The following is a 23,799-nucleotide window of genomic DNA, read 5'->3' on the forward strand; positions in this document are numbered from 1 at the left end:
ACACTCAACGCGACAAACCCGAGCACCCGCGGGGCTTGACAGCTATAGAAGGGTCGGCGGAGGGCCGTTGTCTGCGTCTCAGGCGACCACGGCGGAACCCACCCAAGGCGGCCACCGGAAAGGTGCGTGGAAACGGACGGAAAGGCGAGCTACTCCCCCAGGACCTCCGCGGCCTCGAGCCATTCGAGTTCGAGGCCTTCCTTTTCGGCGAGGAGCTCCTGGAGCTTGGTGTTCAGCTCGCCCAGGGCGTCGAAGTCGCCGGACTCGGACTTGGCCGCCATCTGGGTGTGCAGCTTTTCTTCCTGCTGGGCGATCTTGCCGAGCTGACGGTCGATCCGGTTCAGTTCCTTGCGGGCTTCGCGCTTCTCGGCTTCGGTGGGGCCGTTTGTACCGGCTGCGCCAGGGGCGGCACCTGCTGCGCCGCTGGCCGCCGTCGGGCCCGTCCCGGCAGAGCCGCTGACGGTCCCGGAAGCGAGCGCTGCCTCGCGCAGTTCGAGGTACTGGTCGACGCCGCCGGGCAGGTCGCGGAGCTTGCCGTCGCCGAGCAGGGCCATCTGGGAGTCCGTGACGCGTTCCAGGAGGTAGCGGTCGTGGCTCACCACCACGAGGGTGCCCGGCCAGCCGTCGAGGACGTCTTCGACGGCGGCGAGGGTGTCGGTGTCGAGGTCGTTGGTGGGTTCGTCGAGCATCAGGACGTTGGGTTCGCCCACCAGCAGGCGCAGCAGCTGCAGGCGGCGCCGCTCACCGCCGGAGAGGTCGGCCACGGGGGTCCACTGCTTTTCCTTGGTGAAGCCGAGCTGCTCCACGAGCTGGCCGGCGGTGAGTTCCTTGCCGGCCACGTTGAAGGAGCGCTTTTCGCGTTCGATGACCTCGACGACGCGCAGGTCCTTGACCTCGTCGAGTTCTTTCACGTCCTGGCTGAGGACGGCGGTGACAACGGTCTTGCCGCGCTTGACCTTGCCCGCGTCCGGGGTGATGTCCCCGTTGAGCAGGCGGAGCAGGGTGGATTTGCCGGCGCCGTTGACGCCCACGAGGCCGAGCCGCTGCCCGGGGGCCAGGCGCAGGGTGACATTGTTGAAGAGCTTCTGCCCGGCATACCCGCCTTGGAAATCGAGCGAGACGTTTTCGAGGTCCAGCACGTCCTTGCCCAGGCGGGCGGTGGCCATCTTGTTCAGGGCAACGGAGTCCCGGGGCTCCGGGACGTCGGCGATGATCTCGTTGGCCGCTTCGATGCGGAACTTGGGCTTGGAGGTGCGGGCGGGCGCGCCGCGGCGGAGCCAGGCCAGTTCCTTCTTGACCAGCTGCTGGCGCTTGTTCTCGACGACGGCGGCCATGCGGTCGCGCTCGGCGCGTGCCAGAACGTAGGCGGCGTACCCGCCGTCGAACGGGTCCACCATGGCGTCGTGCACTTCCCAGGTGCGGTTGCAGACTTCGTCAAGGAACCAGCGGTCGTGGGTGACCACCAGGAAGGCGCCCTGCTTGGCGCGCCAGCGGGACTTGAGGTGCCGGGCCAGCCAGGCGACCCCTTCGACGTCGAGGTGGTTGGTCGGTTCGTCCAGCATGATGACATCGTGGTCTTCGATGAGGAGCTTGGCCAAGGCAACGCGGCGCTTCTGGCCGCCGGACAGGGCGTGGACGTTGGCGTGCCAGTCGACGTCGCCCACCAGGCCGCCCATGATCTCGCGGATCTTCGGGTTGGCCGCCCACTCGTGATCGGCGCGGTCGCCGACGATGGCGGTGCCGACCGTGAGGTCCCCGTCCAGGACGTCGGACTGGTCCAGGTAGCCGATGTTGACGTCGCCGCGCTTGGTGACCCGGCCGGAGTCCGGGGTGGAGCGCATGGCGAGCAGCCGCATCAGCGTGGACTTACCATCGCCGTTCCGGCCCACCATGCCGATCCGGTCGCCGTCCTCGAGGCCGAGGGTGACGCCGTCGAGGATGGTGCGCGTTGCAAAGGAAACGGTGAGGTTCTCACCGCCGAGCAGGTGGGCCACTGGGTACTACTTTCTTGGGGAATGAATTAGTGCAGGGTATCGGAGATGATCCGCGCCCCGGGAACCGGTCCGTGGACGGACAGCGCCGTGTGTCCGAGGTGTCCGAGTTCTTCCGCGAGTTCGCGGGCGGCGGCCGGGCTGTGCGCCAGCAGCGCCACGGTGGGCCCGGAGCCGGAAACGAAGCCGGCCAGGGCACCCTTGGATTCGCCGAGCCCGATGGTGTCCCGCAGCTGCGGGGCGAGTTCGATCGACGCGCGCTGGAGGTCGTTGACCAGCACCCGGCTCAGCGCTTCGGGATCGCCGCCGCGCAGGGCCTGCAGGATCTGGGCATCCACTTCGCTCGGTTCGGCGGCGGCCACGCCTTCGGCGTCACGGAGCCGGTCCAGCGTGTGGAAGACCTCCGGGGTGGAGAGGCCGTAGTCGGCGCAGACCAGCACCCAGTCCATCTGTGCCTTTGCCAGCGCGGGTGAGAGCTTGTCTCCCACACCCAGCCCGACGGCTGTGCCGCCCAGCAGCGAAAACGGAACGTCGGCGCCGAGTTCGGCTGCCAGGTGGGCAAGTTCTTCGCGGGACAGGCCGCTGTCCCAGAGCGCGTCGCACGCCAGCAGGGTTGCCGCGGCGTCGGCTGAGCCGCCGCCCATGCCGCCGGCCACGGGAACCCGCTTGGTGATTTCCAGGTGCACACCGGTGGCCTTCTCGGAGACCTCGGCCATGATCGCGGCCGCCTTGTACGCAAGGTTCCGTTCGTCCAGCGGGATGTCGACGCCGTCGAGGTCCAGGGTGCTGTCCGGGCTGATGCTGACCGTGATCCCGGGTGTCGCGGTGCTGGTGGCGGCCACTTCCTCGTAGAGGGACACCGCCAGATAGACGCTCGCCACCGAGTGGTAGCCGTCCGGGCGAAGCGGGCCGACTTTGAGGGAGACATTGACCTTGCCCGGGGCACGGACCTTCACGGTACGCGGCGCGAAGCGGGCCTGGTTTCCGGCGACCGCGCGGCTCATGCGGCCTGCGGGTGGCGCGCCTCGGCGATCCGGATGTAGGCACCGATGTCCAGCACCTCTCCGCGGGCGGTCGGATCCACGCCTGCGGCCACGAGGCAGCGTTCGGCTTCGGCGGCGCCGCCCGCCCAGCCGGCCAGGGCGGCGCGGAGGGTCTTGCGGCGCTGGGCGAAGGCGGCGTCGATGACGGCGAACACCTGCTCACGGGTGGCGTGTGTGTCGTGGGCTTCCTGGCGGGTGAAGGCCACGAGTCCGGAGTGGATCTTGGGCGCCGGCCAGAAGACGTTCATGCCGATCACGCCTGCCTTGCGCATGTGCCCGTACCAGGCAGCCTTGACCGACGGGACGCCGTAGATCTTCGACCCCGGGGTCGCGGCGAGCCGGTCCGCCACCTCGTCCTGCACCATGACAAGGCCGTGGCGCAGGCTCGGGAAATGCTCCAGCAGGTGCAGCACCACGGGCACGGCAACGTTGTAGGGCAGGTTGGCCACGAGGGCGGTGGGCTGGACGGGAAGTTCGGTGACCTTCATGGCGTCCGAGAGCACCAGGTGGAAGGCGTCCGCGGCTTCGGGGCGCCAGGCGCGCACAGTCTCTGGCAGCTTGGCCGCCAGGACCGGGTCGATTTCGACCGCAACGACTTCCTTGGCGGCATCGAGCAGGCCAAGGGTCAGCGAGCCGAGGCCGGGGCCGACCTCCAGGACAGTTTCTTCCGGGTCCACGCCGGCTGCGGAGACGATACGGCGGATCGTGTTCCCGTCGATGACGAAGTTCTGGCCCAGCGTCTTGGTGGGGCGGACACCGATTTCCTCGGCGAGCCGTCGGATGTCGGCGGCTCCCAGGAGGGGCGCGACGGCGGCAGGTTCGGGATTCGCTTCAGTCACCTAGGTATCGTATCGCCTGCCCGCTGTCCGCCCTTCCACGGGCGCCCGCAGGCCGAAGGCCGGCATGCCGAAAGGCCCGGGTACCGGCAAGGCCCGGGCACGGGAAAGGCCGGGCCCGGAAATCCGGACCCGGCCTGCCTCGCCGCGTGGTGTCGCCGTCAGGCTGCCCAGCCGCAGCCCCACGGGGAGAGGCCGCGCTGCGCGTAGACACGGTTGGCGATGTCGATCTGCTGGGCCTTGCTGGCCAGGCTGGCGTTCGGGGCGTAGGCGCCGCCACCGGAACCGAGCCAGGTCTGGATGTCGAACTGCAGGCCGCCGTAGTAGCCGTTGCCGGTGTTGATGGCCCAGTTACCGCCGGATTCACACTGGGCGATCCGGTCCCACATCGCTTCGTTGGGGGCGCCGGTGGGTCCGCTGGAGGTTGCGGGCGCGGGGCGTTCCTTGGTGCCGACGGTGACCTTCTCGGCCACAGGTTTGACGGTCACCGCGGAGGTCAGCAGGCTGCGGGAGGCTTCGCGGCCGTCAACCAGCACCAGCTTGAAGGTCTTCTTGAGCTGGCCGAGGACGCCTTCCTGGGTGACCTTCTCCTCGTCGGTGTACATCGCGGAGCTCTTGGTCCTGATGGTCTCGAAGGGGACATTCTCCGTGACGGTGGTCGTCTTGGAGAGGTCGACGCGGGAGACCTTGATCACCATGTTCTTGATGACCGGGGCCTGCTTGGGCTGCGAGACGCGGTCGTTCGCGCCCAGCACGACGCCGGCGTCCTTCAGGACGGTGGCGACGTCGGCCGCCGTCGTCGTCTTGACGGAGCTCTTGCCGTCGGCGATCAGCGTGACCTTCTTGGGCGTGGAGATCGAAAGGACCGAGCCGGAGACGGCCAGCTGCATGTCCTTGTCGGCGGAGATGGCCGAGCTGCTGGCCACGCCGAGTTCGGTGATAAGGCCTTCGACGTCCGGGGAGTTGGTGTTGACGGTCCGCTGGGTTCCGTCGAGGGTGACCGAGACCGACTTGGCCAGGTTCACGTTGATGATGGAGCCGTTCTGCACCGAAGCATCCAGCGCCGGGCTGACCCGGTCCGCCGGCTTGAGCTCGACCTTCGCGGCTTTGACCACCTGGTCAACCGTGCCGCCGAAGGTCTGGATGGAGCTCACCTTACCGTCGACGTTGAGGGTGACCGTCTTGTTGTTGCCCGTGAAGGCGACAACCCCGAGCACCAGTGCCGAAAGCACCAGCAGCTGCGCACCGACTTTGACGAAGCTGAACTTGCCATCCGTGGTGAAGAACTTGACCATTTTTGCCCGTAACTGTTGGACCATCCGGGCACGGGGAAAAGCGCATCGGCCCGCCTGCCGCAGCCTTGTCCCGAGCGCGCGGGCGCAAGGGATTACTGCGGCGGAGCACGTGCGCCGCCACTACCGATCTACGTGAAACTTTCCAGTGCGAACGGAGTTTTCGTATCCGCTGGCCTTCCCCGACCCCGGCTACTGGTTACCCACTGTAACCGAAGCGTTATAAATCGACCAAGAAATCGTGCATACCCGGTATGCACCAAGTCATCCGCGGGAGGGGCCTCAGTCCCACGATCCGTAGGCTGCGAGCGTGTTCCCGGCCAGTTGTGCGCACAGCCCGGCGAGGTCTTTTTCCGCAACCTCGGCCATGGACCGCACGGTGTACGGGACCATGTAGCTGGCATTCGGGCGGCCGCGGTACGGGTGCGGGGTGAGGAACGGAGAATCGGTTTCCACCAGCATCAGTTCCGGCCGGGCGATCAACAGGGCTTCGCGAAGGTTGTCGGCATTCTTGAAGGTGAACGTGCCGGCGAAGGACATGTACCAGCCGTTCTCGTTGCAGATCCGAGCCAGTTCCGCTCCCCCGGAGAAGCAGTGGAACACCACCTTCTCCGGGGCGCCCTCCTCGCGCAGCACCTGGACGACGTCGTCGTGCGCGTCCCGGTCATGGATCTGCAGCGTCAACCCGAGCCGCTTGGCAATGTCGATGTGGCGCCGGAAGGAGTAGCGCTGGTGCGCCAGCCCTTCTCCGTGGGTGCGGTAGAAGTCCAGCCCGGTCTCGCCGATTGCGCGCACACGCGGATGCCCGGCCAGTTCCTCGATCTCCGCGAGCGCCTCCTCCAGCTCGCCGCGGCCGGCGTAGGCAGGGGCGTCATTGGGGTGGATGGCCACCGCGCCCAGCAGCCGCCGGTCCGCTTCGATGGCCTGCACGGTGAAACGGGAAGACTCGAGGTCGCACCCCACCTGTACCGCTCCTTGGACGCCGACGGCGGCCGCCGCGTCGAGCGCGTCCGTCACCGGGACCTCCAGCAGGCCGTGCCGGAAGTCGAGGTGGGTGTGGTTGTCCATCACCGGTACGGGCAGCGGCTCCGGAGCCGGCGGGTATTCCTTGCGGGACCGCTTGCCTGCGTCTTTTCCGGGGGCTTCTTCGGCGCTGCCGGCGTCCTCTTCCGGGGCACGGTAGGAACGCGGGGGAAGGGAATTGCACATGCGTCCACCCTAACGGCCCGGGGCCTGACGTTGGCCGCAGCACTGGCCCTGTCTGCGGCAGGCTACCTCTGGGTAGTCTTGGTATCAGGGGGTGGAGCATCCCGTCGGGCCGCGGGCCTGCGGGGTTCCGTCATGGTTGAAGGGTAGTCCATGGATTCACAGCATCAGAGCACGGTCCGGCACCAGGGAATCGCCCCTATGGAGGATGCTCCCGCCCAAGCGGGATCGTCCAACGGCCACCGTCACACCGCCATGCCTGCCGCGGAATTCCACGCCGCCAGCGAGAAAATCCTGGCCGCCGTCAGCCAAGTGATCGACGGCAAGGCAGAAGCCGCAAAGCTCGCCCTCACCGTCCTCCTCGCCCAGGGACACCTGCTGGTGGAGGACGTTCCCGGCGTCGGGAAGACCATGCTCGCCAAGACCCTCGCCCGGAGCATCGACTGCGGCGTCAGCAGGATCCAGTTCACCCCTGACCTGCTGCCCTCCGACGTGACGGGAGTGTCCATCTACAACCAGTCCTCCCGACAGTTCGAATTCCGCAAGGGCGCGGTCTTCGCCAATATCGTCATCGGCGACGAGATCAACCGCGCCTCGGCGAAGACCCAGTCCGCGCTCCTCGAATGCATGGAGGAGCACCAGGTCACGGTGGACGGCCAGTCCTACAAGCTGGCCGAGCCGTTCATGGTGGTCGCCACGCAGAACCCGATCGAGATGGAAGGGACCTACCCCCTTCCCGAAGCGCAGCGGGACCGCTTCATGGCCCGGATTTCCATGGGGTACCCGGACCAGGCCTCGGAAATCGAGATGCTCGAAACCCACCAGGCCGTCTCTCCGCTGGCGAAGGTCACCCCGGTGGTGACTGCCGCCGACGTCGCCGCAATGATCACCGCGGTGCAGCAGGTCTATGTTTCCCAGGCTGTCAAGGAGTACACGGTGGCGATCGGGCACGCCACCCGCGACAGCGCCCGGCTGCGGCTCGGCGCCAGCCCGCGCTCCCTGCTCCAGCTGCTGCGTGCCGCCAAGGCCACCGCAGCCCTGGACGGCCGGGACTTCGTGCTCCCGGACGACGTCGTCGCGGTCGCCGAGCCGGTGCTCGCACACCGCATCATCCTTGAACGGAAGGCCGCCGGCGCCGGCGACACACCGCAGAGCGTCATCCGCGCCATCCTGGCGTCGCTGCCGGTCAGCAAGGACGCGGCGGCCGACACCCGCCGCGCATAGGAGCCCGCCATGGCCCTGCTGGAGCTGCTTCCGAAGCATCTGTTCACCACCCGGGGCTGGGGCCTGCTGGCCGCCGGCACGGCTTCATTGCTTCTTGCCCAGATCATGGGCCGCCGCGACCTGCTGGCACTGGGCATCCTGCTCATCGTCCTGCCGCTGGTTTCGCTGGCCGGAGTGCGCGTCCTCAAGCCGCGGTTCCAAGTGTTCCGGGATTTCACGCCACCCACAGTGGAGACGTCCTCGACGGCGACCGTCCGCCTTGCGGTGGCCCGCACCGGCAGTTCGAACGCCCCGGTGATCATGCAGGAGCAGCTGCCGCCGCGCTTCGGCGAACCGCCGGCGTTCCGTTTCCCCGCCCGCTCCGCGAGCGGTGGCACGAGCCGCTACGAGTACCATCTGCGCTCGGGCCGGCGGGGCCAGTTCAAGATCGGTCCGGTGACCGCCGAGTTCTGTGATCCCTTCGGCCTGTCCCTGCACCGGCACACGATCGACGACGGCGAGCTGCTCACGGTGACGCCGGCCGCCGTCGAACTCCCGGCAACCGGGCTGGCCGGCGCGCGCGGCAACGACGGCGTCACGGCTACACGCATCCAGGCCAACCCGAGTGACGACGACGTCATGACCCGTGAGTACCGGCATGGCGACCCCATGCGCCGGGTCCACTGGGCAGCGACGGCCCACCACGGCGAGCTGATGGTGCGGCAGGAGGAATCGGTCACCACTCCCGAGGCGACCATCATCATGGACCACCGGTATTCCTTGTTCGCCACCGGTCCGGGGTCCCGCTTCCCGGCAGGCCATGACGATTCCTTCGAACTGCTCAGCAGCGACAGCTTCGAATGGGCCGTAACCGCGGCCATGTCCATCAGCGCCCACCTCGCCGAACGCAACTACTCCCTGCGGTTCCTGGACGCCGCCGGGTACCCGGCATTCCGCGGCTCGCATTCGGCCCCGTTCCCCGATGCGGAGGAGTACAGCGGCTCCGGCGGCCTGCAGTCCATCAGCGAAAGCCTGGCCGCCATCCAGCTGGACGGCCCGCGGCACCTGCACGTCGAGGGCAAGCGCGGCGATGCCCGGGGCGGCGACGGCGGAAATCCCGACGGCGGCGAGGCGGCATTCGATGACCACCTCATGGACAAGCTCGCGGCCCACCGCCTCCGTGGCCCGGTGCTGGCCCTGCTCGGTTCGCTCGGCGAGGCCGAGGCGAGGGCGCTTGCCCCGGCGGCCGCGTACGGCGCCAATGCCTTCGCCCTGCTGGTCACCGAGCATCCGCGAAGCGTCCAGTCCGCCGTGGACGCGCTCCGCCAGGGCGGCTGGCGTGCCCTCGCCGTGACTCCGCGAACACAACTGGCTGCGGCCTGGTCCGCCTTCGATCAGGGGGAGATCATGGCGGCGGCCACTGCCGCGATGGACGTGCGGCGCGGAGCGGCGGTGCCGCGATGAGTGCACAGCGCGGCGGTGCCGCGATGAGTGCACAGCGCAGCGGTGCCGCGAGGAGCAGCCTTGCAGCGCCTTCAAATCCGGCCCGGCCGCCCAAGGGATCGGCCGGCGCCTACCCCTGGGCCATGGCCGGGTCCATCGCGGTCGGGGTCATCGGCGCCTCACTGTCCCTCAACGGCGTCCTCCGCGGCTGGGCCTGGCTGTCCCCGGTCGCCGTCACCGTCGTCGTCGTGGTCCTCGCGATGGCGCTGCTGCGGACGCTGCGGGCGCCGGCGGCGCTCGTGCCCCTGGGCGGCTTCGCGGCCCTTGCGTTCATCCTGTGCGGCACCTTCCTGCGGAAGGAGAGCATCGCCGGCTTCATTCCCGGCCCGGCAAGCGTGAAGCAGGCCTTTGTCTTGTTTGACCGGGCCGGTGAGACGGTCTACGCGGAGTCGGCGCCGGTGGCTCCGAACACCGGAATCGTGCTGTTGAGCTGCCTGTGCCTGGGCCTCGTGGTGATCCTGATCGATTCGCTTGCCGTCCCGCTGGCGCTGCCTGCTACCTCCGGCCTGGGCCTGCTCGCGGTGCTCGTGGTCCCGGCCACGATCAAACCCCAAGGCGCCGGGCTGGCCGGTTTCATGGTGGCGGCGGCCGGCTTCATCCTGATCCTGGGTTGCGCCCAACGGTTCGCCCCGGACGACCGGCTCCAGTCAGGCGCCGGGCTCGGGCGAGGCCAGTTCCGGCGTTCCGTGGTGCTCGGCGGTGCCGCATTGGCCGTGGGCCTGGTCCTTCCGTTGGCCGTTCCGGGCTTCGACCAAGGTACGTTCCCGGTCGGGTCCCGCCTGAATCCCTGGGGGCCATCGAACGGGCTGAATCCGATGATCACCCTCGGGAACAGCCTGCGCACCCCCACCGGCGACGGCCGGATCACCTACGCCACAAGTTCCAGCGCGCCGGTCTACCTGCGATCGGTTACTATCGACCGTTTCGACGGGGAGAGCTGGGCGCCCGACGACCGGGACTCCAGCCGCCGGCTCGGCACCGGGCAGATCGTCCCCTCATACCGGCTCCCGGAGAACCTCGTCCGTGTACAGACCGTCATCGACACCGGCCAGTTCACCAGTCCATACCTGCCGGTCCCGTACTCGCCGGCCGCCGTCAACGGACTCAACGGCCGCTGGTCCTGGGATCCGTTGACCCTGAGCATCATGGGAGAGGACGCCACGTCGCGGAACCAGCACTACACGGTGATCTCGGTCTTCCCGCAGATCACCGCGGCAGCCCTGAGCCAGGCCGGAACCACCTCCCCCGGTTCCGGCGAGCTTGCCGGGGAGTTCACCGAGGTCCCGGGCAACCTGCCGGAGATCGTCCGGAACACGGCGGGCACGCTGACCGCGGGGATCCAGAACAACTTCGCCAAGGCCCTTGCCATCCAGCGGTACCTGCGCTCTGCCGAGTTCACGTATTCGCTGCAGGCCCCGGTGCAGGGCGGCTACGACGGCAACGGCTTGTCCGTGCTGGCCGATTTCCTGCAGCAAAAGAGCGGGTATTGCGTGCATTTCGCCTCCGCCATGGCCGTCATGGCGCGGGTTTCGGGCATCCCCAGCAGGATCGCCGTCGGCTACGCACCCGGCCATCCCACCGGAAACTCCATCGCTGTAGGCGGCCGCGAGCCCCTGACCGAGTTCGCTGTGGACGCCCGGGACGCACACGCTTGGCCGGAGCTCTATTTCGAGGGCCTCGGCTGGGTGCCGTTCGAACCGACCCCTTCCCGGGGCTCCGTTCCGGACTACGCCGCCGATGCCGTGACTCCGGGCGGCAGCGGCAGCAACCTGGACGAGGACGCCATCCCGATCCCGAACCAGACCGCCCAGCCCAACAGCCGCGCCCTTCCGGGTGCCCCGCTGCCCGGCACCGGCACAGGTGCCGGCACCGGAATTCCGCATTCGCTCCTCATCCTCGCCGGCGCCTTGTTTGCCGTGGCCCTGCTTGCCTCACCGCGGCTGCTCCGCGCGGGCATCCGGGCCCGCCGACTCAGGGGCTTCCGGGAGGCCGGCCAGGCAAGCGCTGCCGTCTCCCCTGCACTCGCCTGGGAAGAACTGCAGGACCTGGCCCGCGATTACGGCCACATCCCGCGAGCCAGCCAGACGCCCCGGCATTTCGCCATAGGGCTGCGTGAGTCCCTTCCGTCGGCAACCGCCGACGACGCCGGAATGCGGGCGGTGCGCGAGCTCACCGCCGACTTCGAGCGGCACCGTTACGGTCGCCCCGCGGACGGCACCCCCGGCGCCGGGGGGCAGCTCACCGCGGAGCGGCTGGCCGCGGTGCGGACGATGCTGCGCAGCGGAGGGTCCTGGCTGGTGCGCCTGCGCGCGGACTGGTTCCCGCCGTCGTTGTTGTCCCGCTGGTTCCGCACCGTGTCCGCGCCGTTCCGTTGGCTTGGCCGGGGCGTCGCACGCGCGGGCCGCTGGGCTTGGAACGTTGTCCGGAAGGCCGTACGCCGGCTGCGCCGCGGCAACTGACTGGGCCTGGGAGGGAAGCCACACAGGGCGAGGGCCCGGTTCCGGTGTGTTCCGGAACCGGGCCCTCGCCTGTTGTTGCGTGGGGTTGGCTGTTTAGCCGGCGTACGGGTCGGCGATGCCGATGTACTGGGTGGTGGTGTATTCGGCGATGCCTTCGGCGCCGCCTTCACGGCCCAGGCCGGACTGCTTCACGCCGCCGAAGGGCGCCGCCGCGTTGGAGATGACACCGGCGTTGAAGCCGACCATGCCGAACTCGATCTGCTCGGCCACGCGGAACATGCGGGCGTAGTCGCGGGTGTAGAGGTAGGACGCCAGGCCGTACTCGCTTGCATTGGCCAGCTTGATGGCCTGCTCCTCGGTAGCGAAGGTGGTCACGGGGGCCACCGGGCCGAAGATCTCGGAGCCGAGGATGTCGGCGTCGTTCGGAACGTTCGCGAGGACCGTGGGCGCGTAGAAGTAGCCGTCGCCGTCCACGGGGCCGCCGCCGGTGGCGACCGTTGCGCCCTGGGCCACGGCAGCGGTGACCAGTGCGTGGACGTCGTCGCGGGCGCCGGAGTCGATCAGCGGGCCCACCTTGGACGTGTCTTCGGTGCCGCGGCCCGTGGTCAGGGCACCCATCGCGGCAGCGAACTTCGCGGTGAATTCGGCGGCCACGGACTCGTGGACCAGGAAGCGGTTGGCGGCGGTGCAGGCTTCGCCCATGTTGCGCATCTTGGCGGCCATGGCGCCTTCGACGGCCTTGTCCAGATCGGCGTCCTCGAACACGATGAACGGTGCGTTGCCGCCCAGTTCCATGGAGGTGCGCAGCACGTTGTTGGCGGCGTCGGCGATGAGGCGCTTGCCCACGGGGGTGGAGCCGGTGAAGGAGACCTTGCGGAGGCGGGAGTCCTTCATGATCGGGCCGGAGATGGAGGACGCGCTCGAGGAGGATACTACGTTGACCACGCCGGCGGGCACGCCGGCTTCGGCCAGGGTTGCCACGAACAACTGGGTGGTCAGCGGGGTGAACTTGGCGGGCTTGATCACCATGGTGCAGCCGGCGGCGATGGCCGGGGCAACCTTGCGGGTGGCCATGGCGAGCGGGAAATTCCAGGGGGTGATTAGCAGGCAGGGACCGACGGGCTTGCGCTGGACGAGGATCTTGTTCTTGCCCTCGGGGGTGGTGAGGTAGCGGCCGTAGTCGCGCACGGTCTCCTCGGAGAACCAGCGGAGGAATTCGGCGCCGTAGGTGACTTCGCCGCGGGCCTCGGCCAGCGGCTTGCCCATTTCGAGGGTCATCAGGAGTGCGAAGTCCTCGGCACGTTCGGTGACAAGTTCGAAGGCGCGGCGGAGGATCTCGGCACGTTCGCGCGGGGCGGTGCGGGCCCAGGAAGCCTGGGCGGCGTCGGCCGCGTCCAGGGCGGCGAGGGCGTCCTCGCTGGTGGCGTCGGCGATGCTCAGGAGGACTTTGCCGGTGGCCGGGTCTTCGACATCGAAGGTCTTGCCGGTGGAGGCGTCGCGCCACTCGCCGTTGATGAACAGGCCGGTGGGAACCTTGGCGAGCAGTTCTGCTTCGCGTTCTGCGGTGACAGTCACAGTGACTCCTTCGTCAGGCGGTGGATTGTGGAAATGCACCAACCCTTGGTGTTACGTGGGTCGCATTATTGCGGGGATTAACTGCCACGGTACTGCCGGAATCAAAAAGGTGTCTACGCCTTCGCGCACTGCCGCTCCCGCCTGTCTCTGTGCACTTGCACAGCCCCGCCTACCGCGCCGGGAACACGGTCCTACCGCGCCGCGAGCACCGCAGAATACAGCTCGCGCTTGCTGATGCGGGCCTCCTCGGCCACGGCGGCCACGGCTTCCTTGAGCCGGATTCCCTGGGCCACGAGCTCGTTGACGGCGGCCACGTGGTCCTCGGGGGTGCCGGGCGCCTTCTCGGGTGCGCCGTCCACCACCACTGCGATTTCCCCGCGGACCTCGTTGTTTTCTGCCCATTCCAGGAGTTCCTGGACGGTGCCGCGGAGGACTTCCTCGTAGGTCTTTGTCAGTTCCCGGCACACGGCGATCCTGCGCTCGGCGCCGAAGCGGTCGTGGAGGGCCCGGAGCATGGCTTCGAGCCGGTGCGGGGCTTCGAAGAACACCATGGTGCGGCGTTCGCCGTCAAGCTCCGCCAAACGGGAGGCGCGCTCCCCCGCCTTGCGCGGCAGGAAGCCTTCGAAGCAGAAGCGGTCGGTGGGCAGGCCCGAGAGGGCAAGGGCCGCCAGCACGGCCGACGGGCCAGGCACTGCGGTGACGAACTGGCCTGCCGCCACGGCCGCCTCGACAAGGCGGAAGCCCGGGTCCGAGACGGCGGGCATGCCGGCGTCGCTCACCATCAGGATGGTCTTGCCCGCCTGGACCTGTTCGAGGAGGTCCGCCGTCTTGGTGGCCTCGTTGTGTTCGTGGTAGCTGATGACCCGGCCGGACACCTCGATGCCGAGGGCGTGCACCAGGCGGTGCAGCCGGCGGGTGTCCTCGGCGGCGATGACGTGCGCGGTCTGCAGCAGCTCGACCAGGCGGGTTGAGGCGTCGCCGACATTGCCGATCGGCGTCGCGGCGAGCACGATCCGGCCGCCGCCCGGAACCACCGGCAGGACGCTGGTGTTCAGGGCGTCGTCCGCTGCGGTTTCCTGGAGGTTCTCCGGGGCGGAATCGACGACGTCGGCCTGGGGCTGTGCTTCTTCACTCACCTGATCAAGCCTAGCTCCCAAGCTGGACTGATACGCCCTCTGGCCACAGCCGGCGGCGGTAGCATGGGGCAGGTGACAGAGACCTCCGTGCGCCCCGCCTCCCCGGCTTGGCTGGTGCGGCCCGCCGGAGCCTTCACCGCCGCGGCCCTCCGGGCCAGGCTGATCGGCGACATCCAGAGCTGGCGGGACTACCCGCCGTCGTTGCGTCTGTGGTTCTGGCTGATCCCCGCCGCTACCGCAGTGATCGCCGGAATCCTGCGCTTTGTCAGGCTGGACACCCCGCACAGCCTCGTGTTCGACGAGACCTATTACGTCAAGGACGCCTACTCCTACCTGCTGAGCGGCTACGAGCGGAACTGGCCGCAGAAAGCCAACGACTCCTTCAAGGCCGGGCATCCTGTCCTGCCGCTGGACACTCCCGAGTATGTGGTGCATCCGCCCGTCGGCAAATGGATGATCGCCTGGGGCATGGGTCTCTTCGGCCCGGACAACCCTTTCGGCTGGCGCTTCGCCGCCGCGCTGACGGGGACCCTGTCCGTCTTCCTGGTGGCGCTCATTGCCCTGAAGCTTTTCCGCTCGCACGTGCTGGGCGGGGTGGCCGGGCTACTGCTCGCCATCGACGGCCACCATCTGGTCATGTCGCGAACGGCCATCCTCGATATCTTCCTGATGTTCTGGCTCCTCGCCGCCTTCGGCGCCCTGCTGCTGGATCGCGACGACGGGCGGCGCCGGCTTGCTACGCGGCTCGCCGCGGCTTACCGGGACAGCCCGCCGGCGGCGACGGCCCTGGTGGCCGGTCCGTTCCTCGGAATGCGGTGGTGGCGGCTCACAGCCGGCGTCTGCCTCGGCCTCGCGGTGGGCGTGAAGTGGTCGGCGCTGGCCTTCGTCGCGGTATTCGGCCTGCTGACCGTCCTCTGGGACATGAATGCGCGCAGAATCGCAGGGGTCCGCAGCTGGGCCAGCGCCGCGGTGCTCAAGGACGGGGTGCCGGCGTTCTTCACCATGATCCCGGTGGCAGCAGCCGTGTACCTTGCCACGTGGACCGGCTGGTTCCTCTCCAAGGACGCGTACTTCCGCGGCTGGGCCGAGAAGCAGCCGGCATCGTCCTGGGACTGGATTCCGGCGCCGCTCCGCTCGCTGGTCCACTACCACCAGGAAGCGTACAAGTTCCACCAGGGCCTGGGCGCCGACCACGCCTATGAGTCGAGTCCGTGGAGCTGGCTGGTGATGGGCCGGCCCACCTCCTTCTTCTACGAGTCCCCCAAGCTGGGCAGCGCCGGCTGCGAACTCCCGAGCTGCACCACGGCGGTCCTTTCCGTGGGCAACCCGGTGGTCTGGTGGGGAGCAACGGTCGCCTTGGCCGCTCTGTTGTTCTGGTGGGCAGGACGCCGCGACTGGCGCGCGGGAGCCATCCTCGCCGGGGTCGCCGCAGGCTACCTGCCGTGGTTCATGTACCCCGAGCGGACCATGTTCTTCTTCTACGCCCTGTCCTTCGAGCCGTTCCTCGTCCTTGCCCTGACGTACGGGCTGGGCCGGATCCTGGGCAAGCGCGCCGACCCCCAGTGGCGGCGACTCTCCGGCATCTATCTGGTGGGTCTGGTGGTGGTACTGGCCGTGCTGGTTTCCGCCTACTTCTACCCCGTCTGGACAGCCGAGACCATCAGCTACCAGGAATGGCGGATGCGCATGTGGATGCCGTCCTGGATCTAGCGCTCAACAGATTGATCCTGCAGGTCCGGCAGCTTCACTTGCCCAGAAGCCGCCGGAACTGCAGGATCAATGCCGGCCAGGATCAATGCCGGCCGGGTCCAATGCTGACCAAGACCAATGCCGGCGCCGGTTTCGCTACGCGTTCGCTCCGCGGGCGGCGTCGTCGCTTTCCTTCGTTCCGGCGTCGCCGGCTTCCTCCGCCGCGTCAGTCCCGCTTTCCGGTCCCTTGCGGGGCGGCAGGCCACGGCGGCGGCGGGTCGGCCAGGTGAAGATCAAGGTGAGCAGGGCCGCCAGGAAGACCAGTCCTGCGATGGCGATGCCCGCATCCATCCAGAACTGGCCTGGGAACAGGCGGATCAGGGTGTCTTCAAGGGCGAAAGTCCAAGTGCCGTTGGCGAAGAAGATCCGGTGGAATTCGGTAAAGAACTGCTGCCAGCCGAGCACACCGAGGGTGCCCAGCGCCAGGATGACCACCAGCGTGGCGATCGATCCGGCAAAGAGGCCACGGCGGATGCCGCCAGTGCTGCGCTTGCGCAGGTACAGCATGGCGATGATCCCGATGAGCACCATCAGGGCCGCCGCTCCGAACGCGGAAAGCATGACGAGCTTCACGTCCGCCATGTGGACCACTTCGCTGTCCTTGAACAGCTTGGTGCCGTCTTCGCGGACCAGATCGCCGAGGTACCGCGGGCCCGCCCAGTTGCTGAGGTAGTCCACGGCGTAGGAGCCGTAAGTCATCCGGTCGTCGGTGCTGAAGCCGTAGCCGTCACCCGGGAATCCCGGGCGGTTGTACTCCACCCAGAGGAACAGCGGGCTGGTGACGGCCCTGATGGCCACGACCAGCAGCACCACGGGGTAGAACACGGCCAGAAGCACCTGGAAGATCCGCGGCGCCACCGGCTTGGCGTTGGCGGCCAGCTCGCGCTCGGCGTTGCGGCGTTCCACTTCCGCTTCGGGTGGCCGGACATGGAGGGCCGACGTCGGAAGGGGCTCGGCGAACAGGGCCGGTTCCGGCGCGGCGCCGGCAGCCTCTGCGGCTTTGCGGTCCGCGCGGGTTTCAGGCTGCCCCTCGGGCGTCCGGCCGGCCTGGACGGGTGCAGAGGCACCCGCCGTTCGGGCAAGCCCGGTTGACTTGGCGGCCGCCCCGGGGTTACCGGTCTCGCCGGGCTTGGCGGTCGCGCCGGGGTTACCGGCGTCGCCAGGCTTGGCGGCTTCCGAGGATGTGGCGGGAGAAGCGGACGGCGCCTTTCCGGGCGCTTCCTTGGCGGCAGCCGGTTTCATCCACTCGAAAGCCGGCTCGCCGTCGTCGTCGATATCCACGTCCGGCTCACTGGGGTTCGGGGTTTTGTCACTCACGTCGCTTCACTTCCGTAGGGTTCGCATGCAGGCGTAAAACAGGTCGCCGGCAATATTCTCTGTATTCGAGCCTACCGTCAGGCTTTGTGCCGGGGCGACGAGCCACCCCGGCCGGAACCAGAATCCGCTGCGTCCTTCAGGCAGCGATCGCCCGGTATCCGGCGTCCTTGCTGTCGAGGTCGCCGGTGGATCCGGCACGGAAGGCCCGCCCGCCCAGCACGAGCGTGTACACCCAGTAGGCGGCCAGGACCAGGGCGCCGATCAGGAGTTTCGCCCAGACCGGCAGCGGGCTCGGCGTCACGAAGGCTTCAACCAGCCCGGAGACGAACAGCACCAGCACCAGCCCCAAGGCCACGGTGATCAAGGAACGCCCTTCATCGGCCACGGCCTGGATGCGCCGCCGGGGGCCGGGCGACACCATGGCCCAGAAGATCTTCAGCCCCGCGGCGGAGGCGATGAAGACCGCCGTGAGCTCCATGAGCCCGTGCGGGAGGATGTAGCTGAAGAACACGTCCAGCTTGCCTGTGGCGGCGAAGAGCCCGGCAGCGATGCCTACGCCTTGGGCGTTCGCCACGAGCATCATCGGCACCCAGAACCCCGTGATTCCCAAGGCGACAGCCTGCGCACCGATCCAGGCATTGTTGGTCCACACCGCGCCGGCGAACGATGCCGCGGGGTTTTCCGAGTAGTAGTCGATGAACTCTTCGTCCACGTAATGCTTCAACCGGGCGTTGCTCCCGAGGGCGCGAAGGGCCTCCGGGGACGTCCCGATCCAGAAGGCATACGCGGCGCCCACGAGGCAGAAGAAGACCCCGCACCACAGGGTCATCCACCGGAGGCGGTAAAAAGCCGCGGGAAGTGAGACCACGAAGAACGCGGCAAGGTCCTCCATGAAGTTCGAGCGGGCCCCGGTGAAGCGGGTCCGGGCCTGTGCCAGCGTGGCGGACAATGACGCGGACAGGGCACCTTCCGGCGCCACCGAGCGGATCAGCGACAGGTGCGAAGACGCCGCCTGGTACAACTTCAGGAGTTGGTCGGCTTCCTCACCGCTGAGACGCCTCTGGTGCGCCAGTTCATGCAGGCGCGCCCATTTGGCAGAATGCACCGCGGAAAAGGCGTCGATATCCACGGCACTACCCTAACCCCCTGCCGCTGTTGACGGGGGCCTAAACTCTGAGGACAAGCAATCAGCGTTGGGGGCATCCGTGAGTTCCATCATTACCGGCGAAGCAGTGGTCCTTGAACTCCGGCCGGCGTCGTTCGCTGCCCGCGCGCTCGGCCTGATCCTGGACCTGTTGGTCTATTTCGTGCTCCTGATGGTCGTGATGCTGCTTGTCGGGAGCCTGCTCCCGGACCTGGACGAGGCAGCGGGCCGGACGCTGATCCTGTTCAACGGCGTGTTGTGCCTGGTGATTGTGCCGGTGGCGGTTGAGACCCTGAGCCGCGGGCGTTCGGTGGGCAAACTTGCCGTCGGCCTGCGGATCGTACGCGACGACGGCGGTTCCATCCGTTTCCGGCACGCGGTGATCCGGGGGCTGATCGGATTCCTCGAAATCTTCCTGACGTTCGGCGGCCTGGCCGTGGCGGTTGCGCTGTTCAACGACAAGTCGAAGAGGCTCGGCGACATCGTGGCCGGAACCTATGCCCTCCGCCAGCGCGTCCAGGACGAAGTGAAGGTGTTCCCGTTCGCCCCGCCGTACCTGCAGGGATGGGTGGCCATGGCCGACATCGGCCGGATCCCCGACGCGGCTGCCCGGCGGGCCACCCAGTTCGTGCAACAGGCACCCAGGATGGCTCCGGCGTCGCGCATCAACTTGGCCATGTCCCTGGCAACGGAACTGTCCGCGCACGTGGCTCCCCCGCCACCGCTGGGAACGCTCCCGGAAGACTACCTGTGGGCGGTGCTGGGCGAGCGGCGGAACCGCGAACTGAAAAGGCTCACGCGCGCCGAGGAACGCAGCAGGATCATCGGCGAACGCCTCGCCCGGACACCGTTCAGCTGATCAGCTAATCAGCGCTCGACATCATCAATGCCCAGGCCAGCGGTACGACCGGCCTGATCAGCGGTGGGCGTAGGAGGCCCAGGGGATGTTCCAGTCGCCGAAGCCTTCCAGCGGCTCCACTGCGGGAGCCCCGGTGTTCAGCACTTGGACCAGGTCGCCGGTCCTCATGTTGTTGAAGAACCAGGTAGCGTCCGCCGGCAGCAGACCGACGCAGCCGTGCGAGACGTTCACCACACCAACCGCCCCGTAGGCGGACGGCAGCGCCTGGTGCACGTACACGCCGGAGTTGGTCAGGCGGTTGGCGCGCTCAACGGTCAGCGGCGGGTAGTAGCCTTTGTCGCCGGGCTTGAGGCCGATGCTGCCGGCGTTGAACTTCGAATAGCGCTGCTGTTCCATGATCACCGCGTAACCGGTGGGAGAGAGCCAGTCCGGGCTGCCTAGTGTGACCGGTGCCGTGTGAACCAGCGTGCCGTCGATGTACACCTTCATGGTCTTGGTCAGGTCGTCAACGACGGCGACGCGCTGCGGACCGGTGGTGTAGGTGACCTTCACATTCGAGTTGCCGATCATCCCGTTGCCGAACTCTTTGCCGAAGAGTGCCAGGTCCACGGTGACCTTGGTGCCCGAGGCCCAGAACTTCTCCGGACGGATGCGGACTTTCTGGTCGGAGTACCAGCGCCAGGCCACCTTCTGCTTGGACGACACCGTGACCTTGACGGCTTTCTCCATCGCGGCCTTGTTCAGGACCGGTTCGCTGAAGTTGATCTCAATGGGCTGGCCGGAGCCCATGACCGAGCCGTTCATGGGGTACACCGAAGCGTCGGCTTCGTTGGGCGTGGAGACCGTGGTGAAGGACTGGGTCTTCTTGGTTTCCCGGCCGGCACCGTCCACCACGGTGAACGAGTAGTTGTACTTCGTGTTGAACTTCAGCGGTTCCAGGGTGCTCCAGGTGCTGCCGTCGGCGCTGGTGCTGCCCTTCACCGGGGTGCCGCCGTCCGCCGGGACCAGGACGACGTCCTTGACGGTGCCGTTCACGGCCTTCACGGTCGGCCCGACGGCGGGGTTCACTTCGCGGGCGCCGTCCAGCGGCGTGATGCCCAGTTCCACGGCCTTGACGACGGCAGCGGCGAGCCCGGCTTCGCTGCGCTGCGGGGAGCCGGCCTCTGATTCGGGGGCATGGCCGAGCCACGAAGGCGCCGTCGCGACGCCGATTCCACCGGCCGCGACCAAGGCACAGATTCCGGCAATCGCCAGGATCTTCCCGGTACGGCGTTTCGCCCTGTCCCGCATGTTCCGTCTCCTACATCCCCAAATGCAGCCCGGCATCGAAACGGGCCTGTCAAAGTAACCAGCCAATTCTAGCCGCGCCCGGGGCTGCAAACAGCAAAGCGCGGGTTGCATGACACAACCCGCGCCCCGCGAATGATGCTGCCGTCAGCGGCAGCAGCCGTCAGTAGCGGTAGTGCTCCGGCTTGTACGGGCCGGCGACGTCAAGGTCCAGGTATTCGGCCTGTTCCTTGCTGAGTTCGGTCAGTTCGACACCGAGGGCATCCAAGTGCAGGCGGGCCACCTTTTCATCGAGGATCTTCGGCAGCACGTAGACCTGGTTGTCGTATTCGCGTTCGCCTTCGGGCTGGTCCCGCTTGGTCCACAGCTCGATCTGCGCGATGGTCTGGTTGGCGAAGGAGTTGCTCATCACGAAGGAGGGGTGGCCGGTGGCGTTGCCCAGGTTCAGGAGGCGGCCTTCGGAGAGCACGATGATGGAACGCTCGGTGCCGGTGCCGGCGTCGAAGACCCACTCGTGGACCTGCGGCTTGATCTCGACCTTCTTGACGCCGTCGACCTTGGCCAGGCCGGCGATGTCGATTTCGTTGTCGAAGTGGCCGATGTTGCCCACGATCGCCTTGTTCTTCATGCGCACCATGTCCTCGGCCATGATGACGTCCTTGTTGCCCGTGGTGGTGATGAAGATGTCGCCCTGTTCCAGGACGGTTTCCAGGCGTGCCACCTGGTAGCCGTCCATGGCGGCCTGCAGTGCACAGATGGGGTCGATTTCGGTGACGATCACGCGGGCGCCCTGGCCGCGGAGCGCTTCCGCGGCGCCCTTGCCGACGTCGCCGTAGCCGCAGACGATGGCGACCTTGCCGCCGATCAGCACGTCGGTGGCGCGGTTGATGCCATCCGGCAGGGAGTGGCGGATGCCGTACTTGTTGTCGAACTTGCTCTTGGTGACCGAGTCGTTGACGTTGATCGCCGGGAACAGCAGCTTGCCCTGTTCGGCAAGCTGGTAGAGGCGGTGCACACCGGTGGTGGTCTCTTCGCTGACGCCGCGGATGCCGGCGGCGATGCGGGTCCACTTCTGCGGGTCCTTGGCCAGGGAGGCGCGCAGCACACCGAGGATCAGCGCGTACTCCTCCGGGTCGTCGTCGGTGGCTTCCGGGACCGCGCCGGCGGCTTCGAACTCAACGCCCTTGTGCAGCAACAGGGTGGCGTCGCCGCCGTCGTCGAGGATCATGTTGGGGCCCAGCTCCGGGTTGCTGTCGGCACCGGGCCAGGTGAGGATCTGCTCGGCGGTCCACCAGTACTCGTCCAGGGTTTCGCCCTTCCAGGCGAAGACCGGTACGCCCTGCGGGTTCTCCGGAGTGCCGTTGCCGACGACGACAGCGGCGGCGGCTTCGTCCTGGGTGGAGAAGATGTTGCAGGAGGCCCAGCGGATTTCCGCACCGAGGGCGGTGAGGGTCTCGATCAGCACGGCAGTCTGCACGGTCATGTGCAGCGATCCTGCGATCCGGGCGCCCTTGAGGGGCTGGCTCGGGCCGAATTCGGCGCGCAGGGACATCAGGCCCGGCATTTCATGTTCGGCGAGGCGGATCTGGTGGCGGCCTGCCTCGGCCAGGGAAAGGTCGGCAACCTTGAAGTCGAAAGTCATGGATGTCCTTAGATAGAACCGGTGAACGGCTGGAACAAGTGCTGGTGGGGTCAGGCTTTGGCTGGGCCGTCGTGCTGGCCGGAGGGAGCGGCGTCTGCCGCGGCCCGCAGCTCCGGCGGCAGCAGCAGCGGGATGCCGTCCTGGATGGCGTACCGGGGTTTGTTGCCCGTGGCGTCCGCCTCGGCAGCTACCAGTTCCTCGCCTTCCTGGACCAGCGTGGACCCGGTGACCGGACAACGCAGAATGGACAACAGTTCAGGACTGACCTTTGGCATGGTTGTAGCTCCCTGGATGGCACCGTCGCATAGGTGCCGGTGGCGGACCGGATATGCAGCTTCCAGCGTACAGCCCGGCAACAGCTGGAACGATTGTGTTTACGCCTCAGGAAGGCTCGCGCAAAATGCGCAGGTGGCCCCGCCGGGTCCCCTCGACGAGCGGGGGTTCGACGGCGGGCCGCGCGGTGCGCTGTCCCGGAGCGTCAGGAGCCGCGGCGGCTCCGCGGACGGCGTTGGCCAGGGCGAGCAGGTCGTCAGGGCCCGGTTCCGGCGGGGTGGAGGGCATCGCCAAGCGAAGGACCTCCCAGCCGCGCGGCACCGTCAGGGAGTCGGCGTGCTGGGTGCAGAGGTCGTAGGAGTGCGGTTCGGCGTACATCGCCAGCGGCCCGAGCACGGCCGTCGATTCGGCGTAAACGTACGTCAACGTGGCCACCGCGGACTGGCGGCAGGCTGATCTGGAACATTGGCGAATAGCACCCACAACATCCCAGATTAGCGGGTGGCGGGCGGCAGGCGGCGTATTGGCGGTGCTGCGCGCATTATGTCGCGCTGGGTTCCTGGGCCAACAGCGGCGAGGGCCCCGAATCGAAGCGAAGCAAGATTTGGGAGCCTCTGGGTGGGCCCACAGCGGCGAGGGCCCCCGAATCGAAGCGAAGCAAGATTTGGGAGCCTCTGGGTGGGCCCACAGCCGCGAGGGCCCCGAATCGAAGCGAAGCAAGATTTGGGAGCCGCTGGGGACTAAAGTCGGTATATGCAGTCACAGCAGCACAGTCCGGGTTTCACGATCAACCTGGGCGAAGCCGGAGGCAATTCGTCCGGCGCCCCGGTGCGCAGCTTCAGGCAGCGCCGGCGGAACCGCCACGGCCGGGGGCAGCGTGGCGAAGTCATGCTTCCCACCCTTCCGGGCTACCGCAGCAGGGCGGAACGCTTTGATGACCTGGTCCTGGATTCGGCCGAGCGGCTCCAGGACATGTGGGGCCAGCAGCTGAGCGGCGTCTCTTTTGCCGTGGAGGAAATCCCGCCGAACCTCGAGCAGTTGGTGGCCGAAGGCGGAGCTGCTCCGCTTGGCGCTTGCACCAGGGGTACGGGCACGGAAGGCCCGCTCATCACCGTGTACCGCCGCGTAGTGGAGCACACCGCGGGCGGCCGGGAGGAACTGCAGGACCTCATCCATGACGTGGTGGTCGAATACACCGCGGAATACCTTGGTGTCCCGCCGGAATCCCTGGATCCGGTGTACCGCCGCCGCTACCAGTAAGTGGCCGCGGCTGCTTTCAGTTTC

At 67.8% G+C, this 23,799-nt stretch carries 19 protein-coding genes; 6 read left to right on the top strand and 13 right to left on the bottom strand.

The window, feature by feature from the left end; genetic code table 11:
- Nucleotides 1-149: 149 nt before the first annotated feature.
- The 5 genes from DWV11_RS08515 to DWV11_RS08535 all read right to left on the bottom strand — a co-directional run bounded on the left by DWV11_RS08515 (nucleotide 150) and on the right by DWV11_RS08535 (nucleotide 6,371).
- Nucleotides 150-1,994: an ABC-F family ATP-binding cassette domain-containing protein gene (locus DWV11_RS08515; RefSeq protein WP_115788460.1), complete on the bottom strand. Its 1,845-nt coding sequence runs from the start codon at nucleotides 1,992-1,994 to the stop codon at nucleotides 150-152.
- Nucleotides 1,995-2,020: 26 nt separating this feature from the next.
- Nucleotides 2,021-2,995: a 4-(cytidine 5'-diphospho)-2-C-methyl-D-erythritol kinase gene (locus DWV11_RS08520; RefSeq protein ID WP_115788461.1), complete on the bottom strand. Its 975-nt coding sequence runs from the start codon at nucleotides 2,993-2,995 to the stop codon at nucleotides 2,021-2,023.
- Nucleotides 2,992-3,873, bottom strand: coding sequence for a 16S rRNA (adenine(1518)-N(6)/adenine(1519)-N(6))-dimethyltransferase RsmA (gene rsmA / locus DWV11_RS08525; RefSeq protein WP_115788462.1), 882 nt, complete (start codon nucleotides 3,871-3,873; stop codon nucleotides 2,992-2,994). The genes DWV11_RS08520 and rsmA overlap by 4 nt, the downstream gene beginning before the upstream one ends.
- 158 nt (nucleotides 3,874-4,031) lie before the next feature.
- Nucleotides 4,032-5,165: a resuscitation-promoting factor gene (locus DWV11_RS08530; RefSeq protein WP_115788463.1), complete on the bottom strand. Its 1,134-nt coding sequence runs from the start codon at nucleotides 5,163-5,165 to the stop codon at nucleotides 4,032-4,034.
- A 279-nt stretch (nucleotides 5,166-5,444) separates the two neighbouring features.
- A complete protein-coding gene (locus DWV11_RS08535; RefSeq protein ID WP_115788464.1) occupies nucleotides 5,445-6,371 on the bottom strand; it encodes a TatD family hydrolase in 927 nt (308 codons plus the stop codon).
- Between the two features lie 150 nt (nucleotides 6,372-6,521).
- On the opposite strand from DWV11_RS08535, the gene DWV11_RS08540 reads away from it, so the two are divergent.
- From DWV11_RS08540 to DWV11_RS08550, 3 genes are read left to right on the top strand one after another with little or no spacing between them, the layout of a single operon-like run.
- Complete coding sequence (locus tag DWV11_RS08540) at nucleotides 6,522-7,592, top strand: AAA family ATPase (protein WP_115788465.1); 1,071 nt, start codon at nucleotides 6,522-6,524, stop codon at nucleotides 7,590-7,592.
- Between the two features lie 9 nt (nucleotides 7,593-7,601).
- Complete coding sequence (locus DWV11_RS08545; RefSeq protein ID WP_115788466.1) at nucleotides 7,602-9,035, top strand: DUF58 domain-containing protein; 1,434 nt, start codon at nucleotides 7,602-7,604, stop codon at nucleotides 9,033-9,035.
- Nucleotides 9,032-11,533 (top strand): transglutaminase TgpA family protein, encoded by a 2,502-nt coding sequence (locus DWV11_RS08550; RefSeq protein ID WP_245953513.1) that lies wholly within the window; start codon nucleotides 9,032-9,034, stop codon nucleotides 11,531-11,533. The genes DWV11_RS08545 and DWV11_RS08550 overlap by 4 nt, the downstream gene beginning before the upstream one ends.
- Nucleotides 11,534-11,626: 93 nt before the next feature.
- Here the strand turns inward: DWV11_RS08550 and DWV11_RS08555 are convergent, their stop codons facing one another.
- Both DWV11_RS08555 and rsmI read right to left on the bottom strand, forming a co-directional pair.
- On the bottom strand, nucleotides 11,627-13,108 hold the full coding sequence (locus tag DWV11_RS08555; protein ID WP_115788467.1) for an NAD-dependent succinate-semialdehyde dehydrogenase: 1,482 nt from the start codon (nucleotides 13,106-13,108) through the stop codon (nucleotides 11,627-11,629).
- Nucleotides 13,109-13,299: 191 nt separating this feature from the next.
- Nucleotides 13,300-14,163, bottom strand: a complete 864-nt coding sequence (gene rsmI, locus DWV11_RS08560; RefSeq protein ID WP_115788485.1) for a 16S rRNA (cytidine(1402)-2'-O)-methyltransferase — start codon at nucleotides 14,161-14,163, stop codon at nucleotides 13,300-13,302.
- Nucleotides 14,164-14,307: 144 nt separating this feature from the next.
- Between rsmI and DWV11_RS08565 the strand changes: the two genes are divergently transcribed.
- On the top strand, nucleotides 14,308-15,954 hold the full coding sequence (locus DWV11_RS08565; RefSeq protein ID WP_115788468.1) for a dolichyl-phosphate-mannose--protein mannosyltransferase: 1,647 nt from the start codon (nucleotides 14,308-14,310) through the stop codon (nucleotides 15,952-15,954).
- Nucleotides 15,955-16,089: 135 nt separating this feature from the next.
- Here DWV11_RS08565 and DWV11_RS08570 read toward each other — a convergent pair whose 3' ends face one another.
- Together DWV11_RS08570 and DWV11_RS08575 are read right to left on the bottom strand one after the other, a co-directional pair.
- Nucleotides 16,090-17,310 (bottom strand): TIGR01906 family membrane protein, encoded by a 1,221-nt coding sequence (locus tag DWV11_RS08570; protein ID WP_115788469.1) that lies wholly within the window; start codon nucleotides 17,308-17,310, stop codon nucleotides 16,090-16,092.
- A gap of 136 nt (nucleotides 17,311-17,446) precedes the next feature.
- Nucleotides 17,447-18,439, bottom strand: coding sequence for a stage II sporulation protein M (locus DWV11_RS08575; protein ID WP_210725703.1), 993 nt, complete (start codon nucleotides 18,437-18,439; stop codon nucleotides 17,447-17,449).
- A gap of 76 nt (nucleotides 18,440-18,515) precedes the next feature.
- Here DWV11_RS08575 and DWV11_RS08580 point away from each other — a divergent pair, with 76 nt between their 5' ends.
- Nucleotides 18,516-19,313, top strand: a complete 798-nt coding sequence (locus tag DWV11_RS08580) for an RDD family protein (RefSeq protein ID WP_115788487.1) — start codon at nucleotides 18,516-18,518, stop codon at nucleotides 19,311-19,313.
- Nucleotides 19,314-19,370: 57 nt separating this feature from the next.
- Here the strand turns inward: DWV11_RS08580 and DWV11_RS08585 are convergent, their stop codons facing one another.
- The 4 genes from DWV11_RS08585 to DWV11_RS08600 all read right to left on the bottom strand — a co-directional run bounded on the left by DWV11_RS08585 (nucleotide 19,371) and on the right by DWV11_RS08600 (nucleotide 22,998).
- Nucleotides 19,371-20,603, bottom strand: coding sequence for a L,D-transpeptidase (locus DWV11_RS08585; RefSeq protein WP_115788470.1), 1,233 nt, complete (start codon nucleotides 20,601-20,603; stop codon nucleotides 19,371-19,373).
- Nucleotides 20,604-20,763: 160 nt separating this feature from the next.
- Nucleotides 20,764-22,242, bottom strand: a complete 1,479-nt coding sequence (gene ahcY / locus DWV11_RS08590) for an adenosylhomocysteinase (protein WP_115788471.1) — start codon at nucleotides 22,240-22,242, stop codon at nucleotides 20,764-20,766.
- Between the two features lie 50 nt (nucleotides 22,243-22,292).
- Nucleotides 22,293-22,517 (bottom strand): Trm112 family protein, encoded by a 225-nt coding sequence (locus tag DWV11_RS08595; protein ID WP_115788472.1) that lies wholly within the window; start codon nucleotides 22,515-22,517, stop codon nucleotides 22,293-22,295.
- A gap of 106 nt (nucleotides 22,518-22,623) precedes the next feature.
- On the bottom strand, nucleotides 22,624-22,998 hold the full coding sequence (locus tag DWV11_RS08600; protein WP_115788473.1) for a DUF3499 domain-containing protein: 375 nt from the start codon (nucleotides 22,996-22,998) through the stop codon (nucleotides 22,624-22,626).
- Nucleotides 22,999-23,268: 270 nt separating this feature from the next.
- Between DWV11_RS08600 and DWV11_RS08605 the strand changes: the two genes are divergently transcribed.
- Nucleotides 23,269-23,775, top strand: a complete 507-nt coding sequence (locus DWV11_RS08605; RefSeq protein WP_115788474.1) for a metallopeptidase family protein — start codon at nucleotides 23,269-23,271, stop codon at nucleotides 23,773-23,775.
- Nucleotides 23,776-23,799: the final 24 nt, after the last annotated feature.

The sequence above is a fragment of the Arthrobacter silvisoli genome (assembly GCF_003369445.1).
Taxonomy (GTDB): Bacteria; Actinomycetota; Actinomycetes; order Actinomycetales; family Micrococcaceae; genus Arthrobacter; species Arthrobacter silvisoli.

What these genes read in the sequence shown, in the direction of transcription:
- DWV11_RS08520 (WP_115788461.1), bottom strand. Translation starts at nt 2,995, where the DNA reads ATGAGCCGCGCGGTCGCCGGAAACCAGGCCCGCTTCGCGCCGCGTACC.
- DWV11_RS08530 (WP_115788463.1), bottom strand. Translation starts at nt 5,165, where the DNA reads ATGGTCAAGTTCTTCACCACGGATGGCAAGTTCAGCTTCGTCAAAGTC.
- DWV11_RS08535 (WP_115788464.1), bottom strand. Translation starts at nt 6,371, where the DNA reads ATGTGCAATTCCCTTCCCCCGCGTTCCTACCGTGCCCCGGAAGAGGAC.
- DWV11_RS08540 (WP_115788465.1), top strand. Translation starts at nt 6,522, where the DNA reads ATGGATTCACAGCATCAGAGCACGGTCCGGCACCAGGGAATCGCCCCT.
- DWV11_RS08545 (WP_115788466.1), top strand. Translation starts at nt 7,602, where the DNA reads ATGGCCCTGCTGGAGCTGCTTCCGAAGCATCTGTTCACCACCCGGGGC.
- DWV11_RS08550 (WP_245953513.1), top strand. Translation starts at nt 9,032, where the DNA reads ATGAGTGCACAGCGCGGCGGTGCCGCGATGAGTGCACAGCGCAGCGGT.
- DWV11_RS08565 (WP_115788468.1), top strand. Translation starts at nt 14,308, where the DNA reads ATGGGGCAGGTGACAGAGACCTCCGTGCGCCCCGCCTCCCCGGCTTGG.
- DWV11_RS08585 (WP_115788470.1), bottom strand. Translation starts at nt 20,603, where the DNA reads ATGCGGGACAGGGCGAAACGCCGTACCGGGAAGATCCTGGCGATTGCC.
- ahcY (WP_115788471.1), bottom strand. Translation starts at nt 22,242, where the DNA reads ATGACTTTCGACTTCAAGGTTGCCGACCTTTCCCTGGCCGAGGCAGGC.
- DWV11_RS08595 (WP_115788472.1), bottom strand. Translation starts at nt 22,517, where the DNA reads ATGCCAAAGGTCAGTCCTGAACTGTTGTCCATTCTGCGTTGTCCGGTC.
- DWV11_RS08605 (WP_115788474.1), top strand. Translation starts at nt 23,269, where the DNA reads ATGCAGTCACAGCAGCACAGTCCGGGTTTCACGATCAACCTGGGCGAA.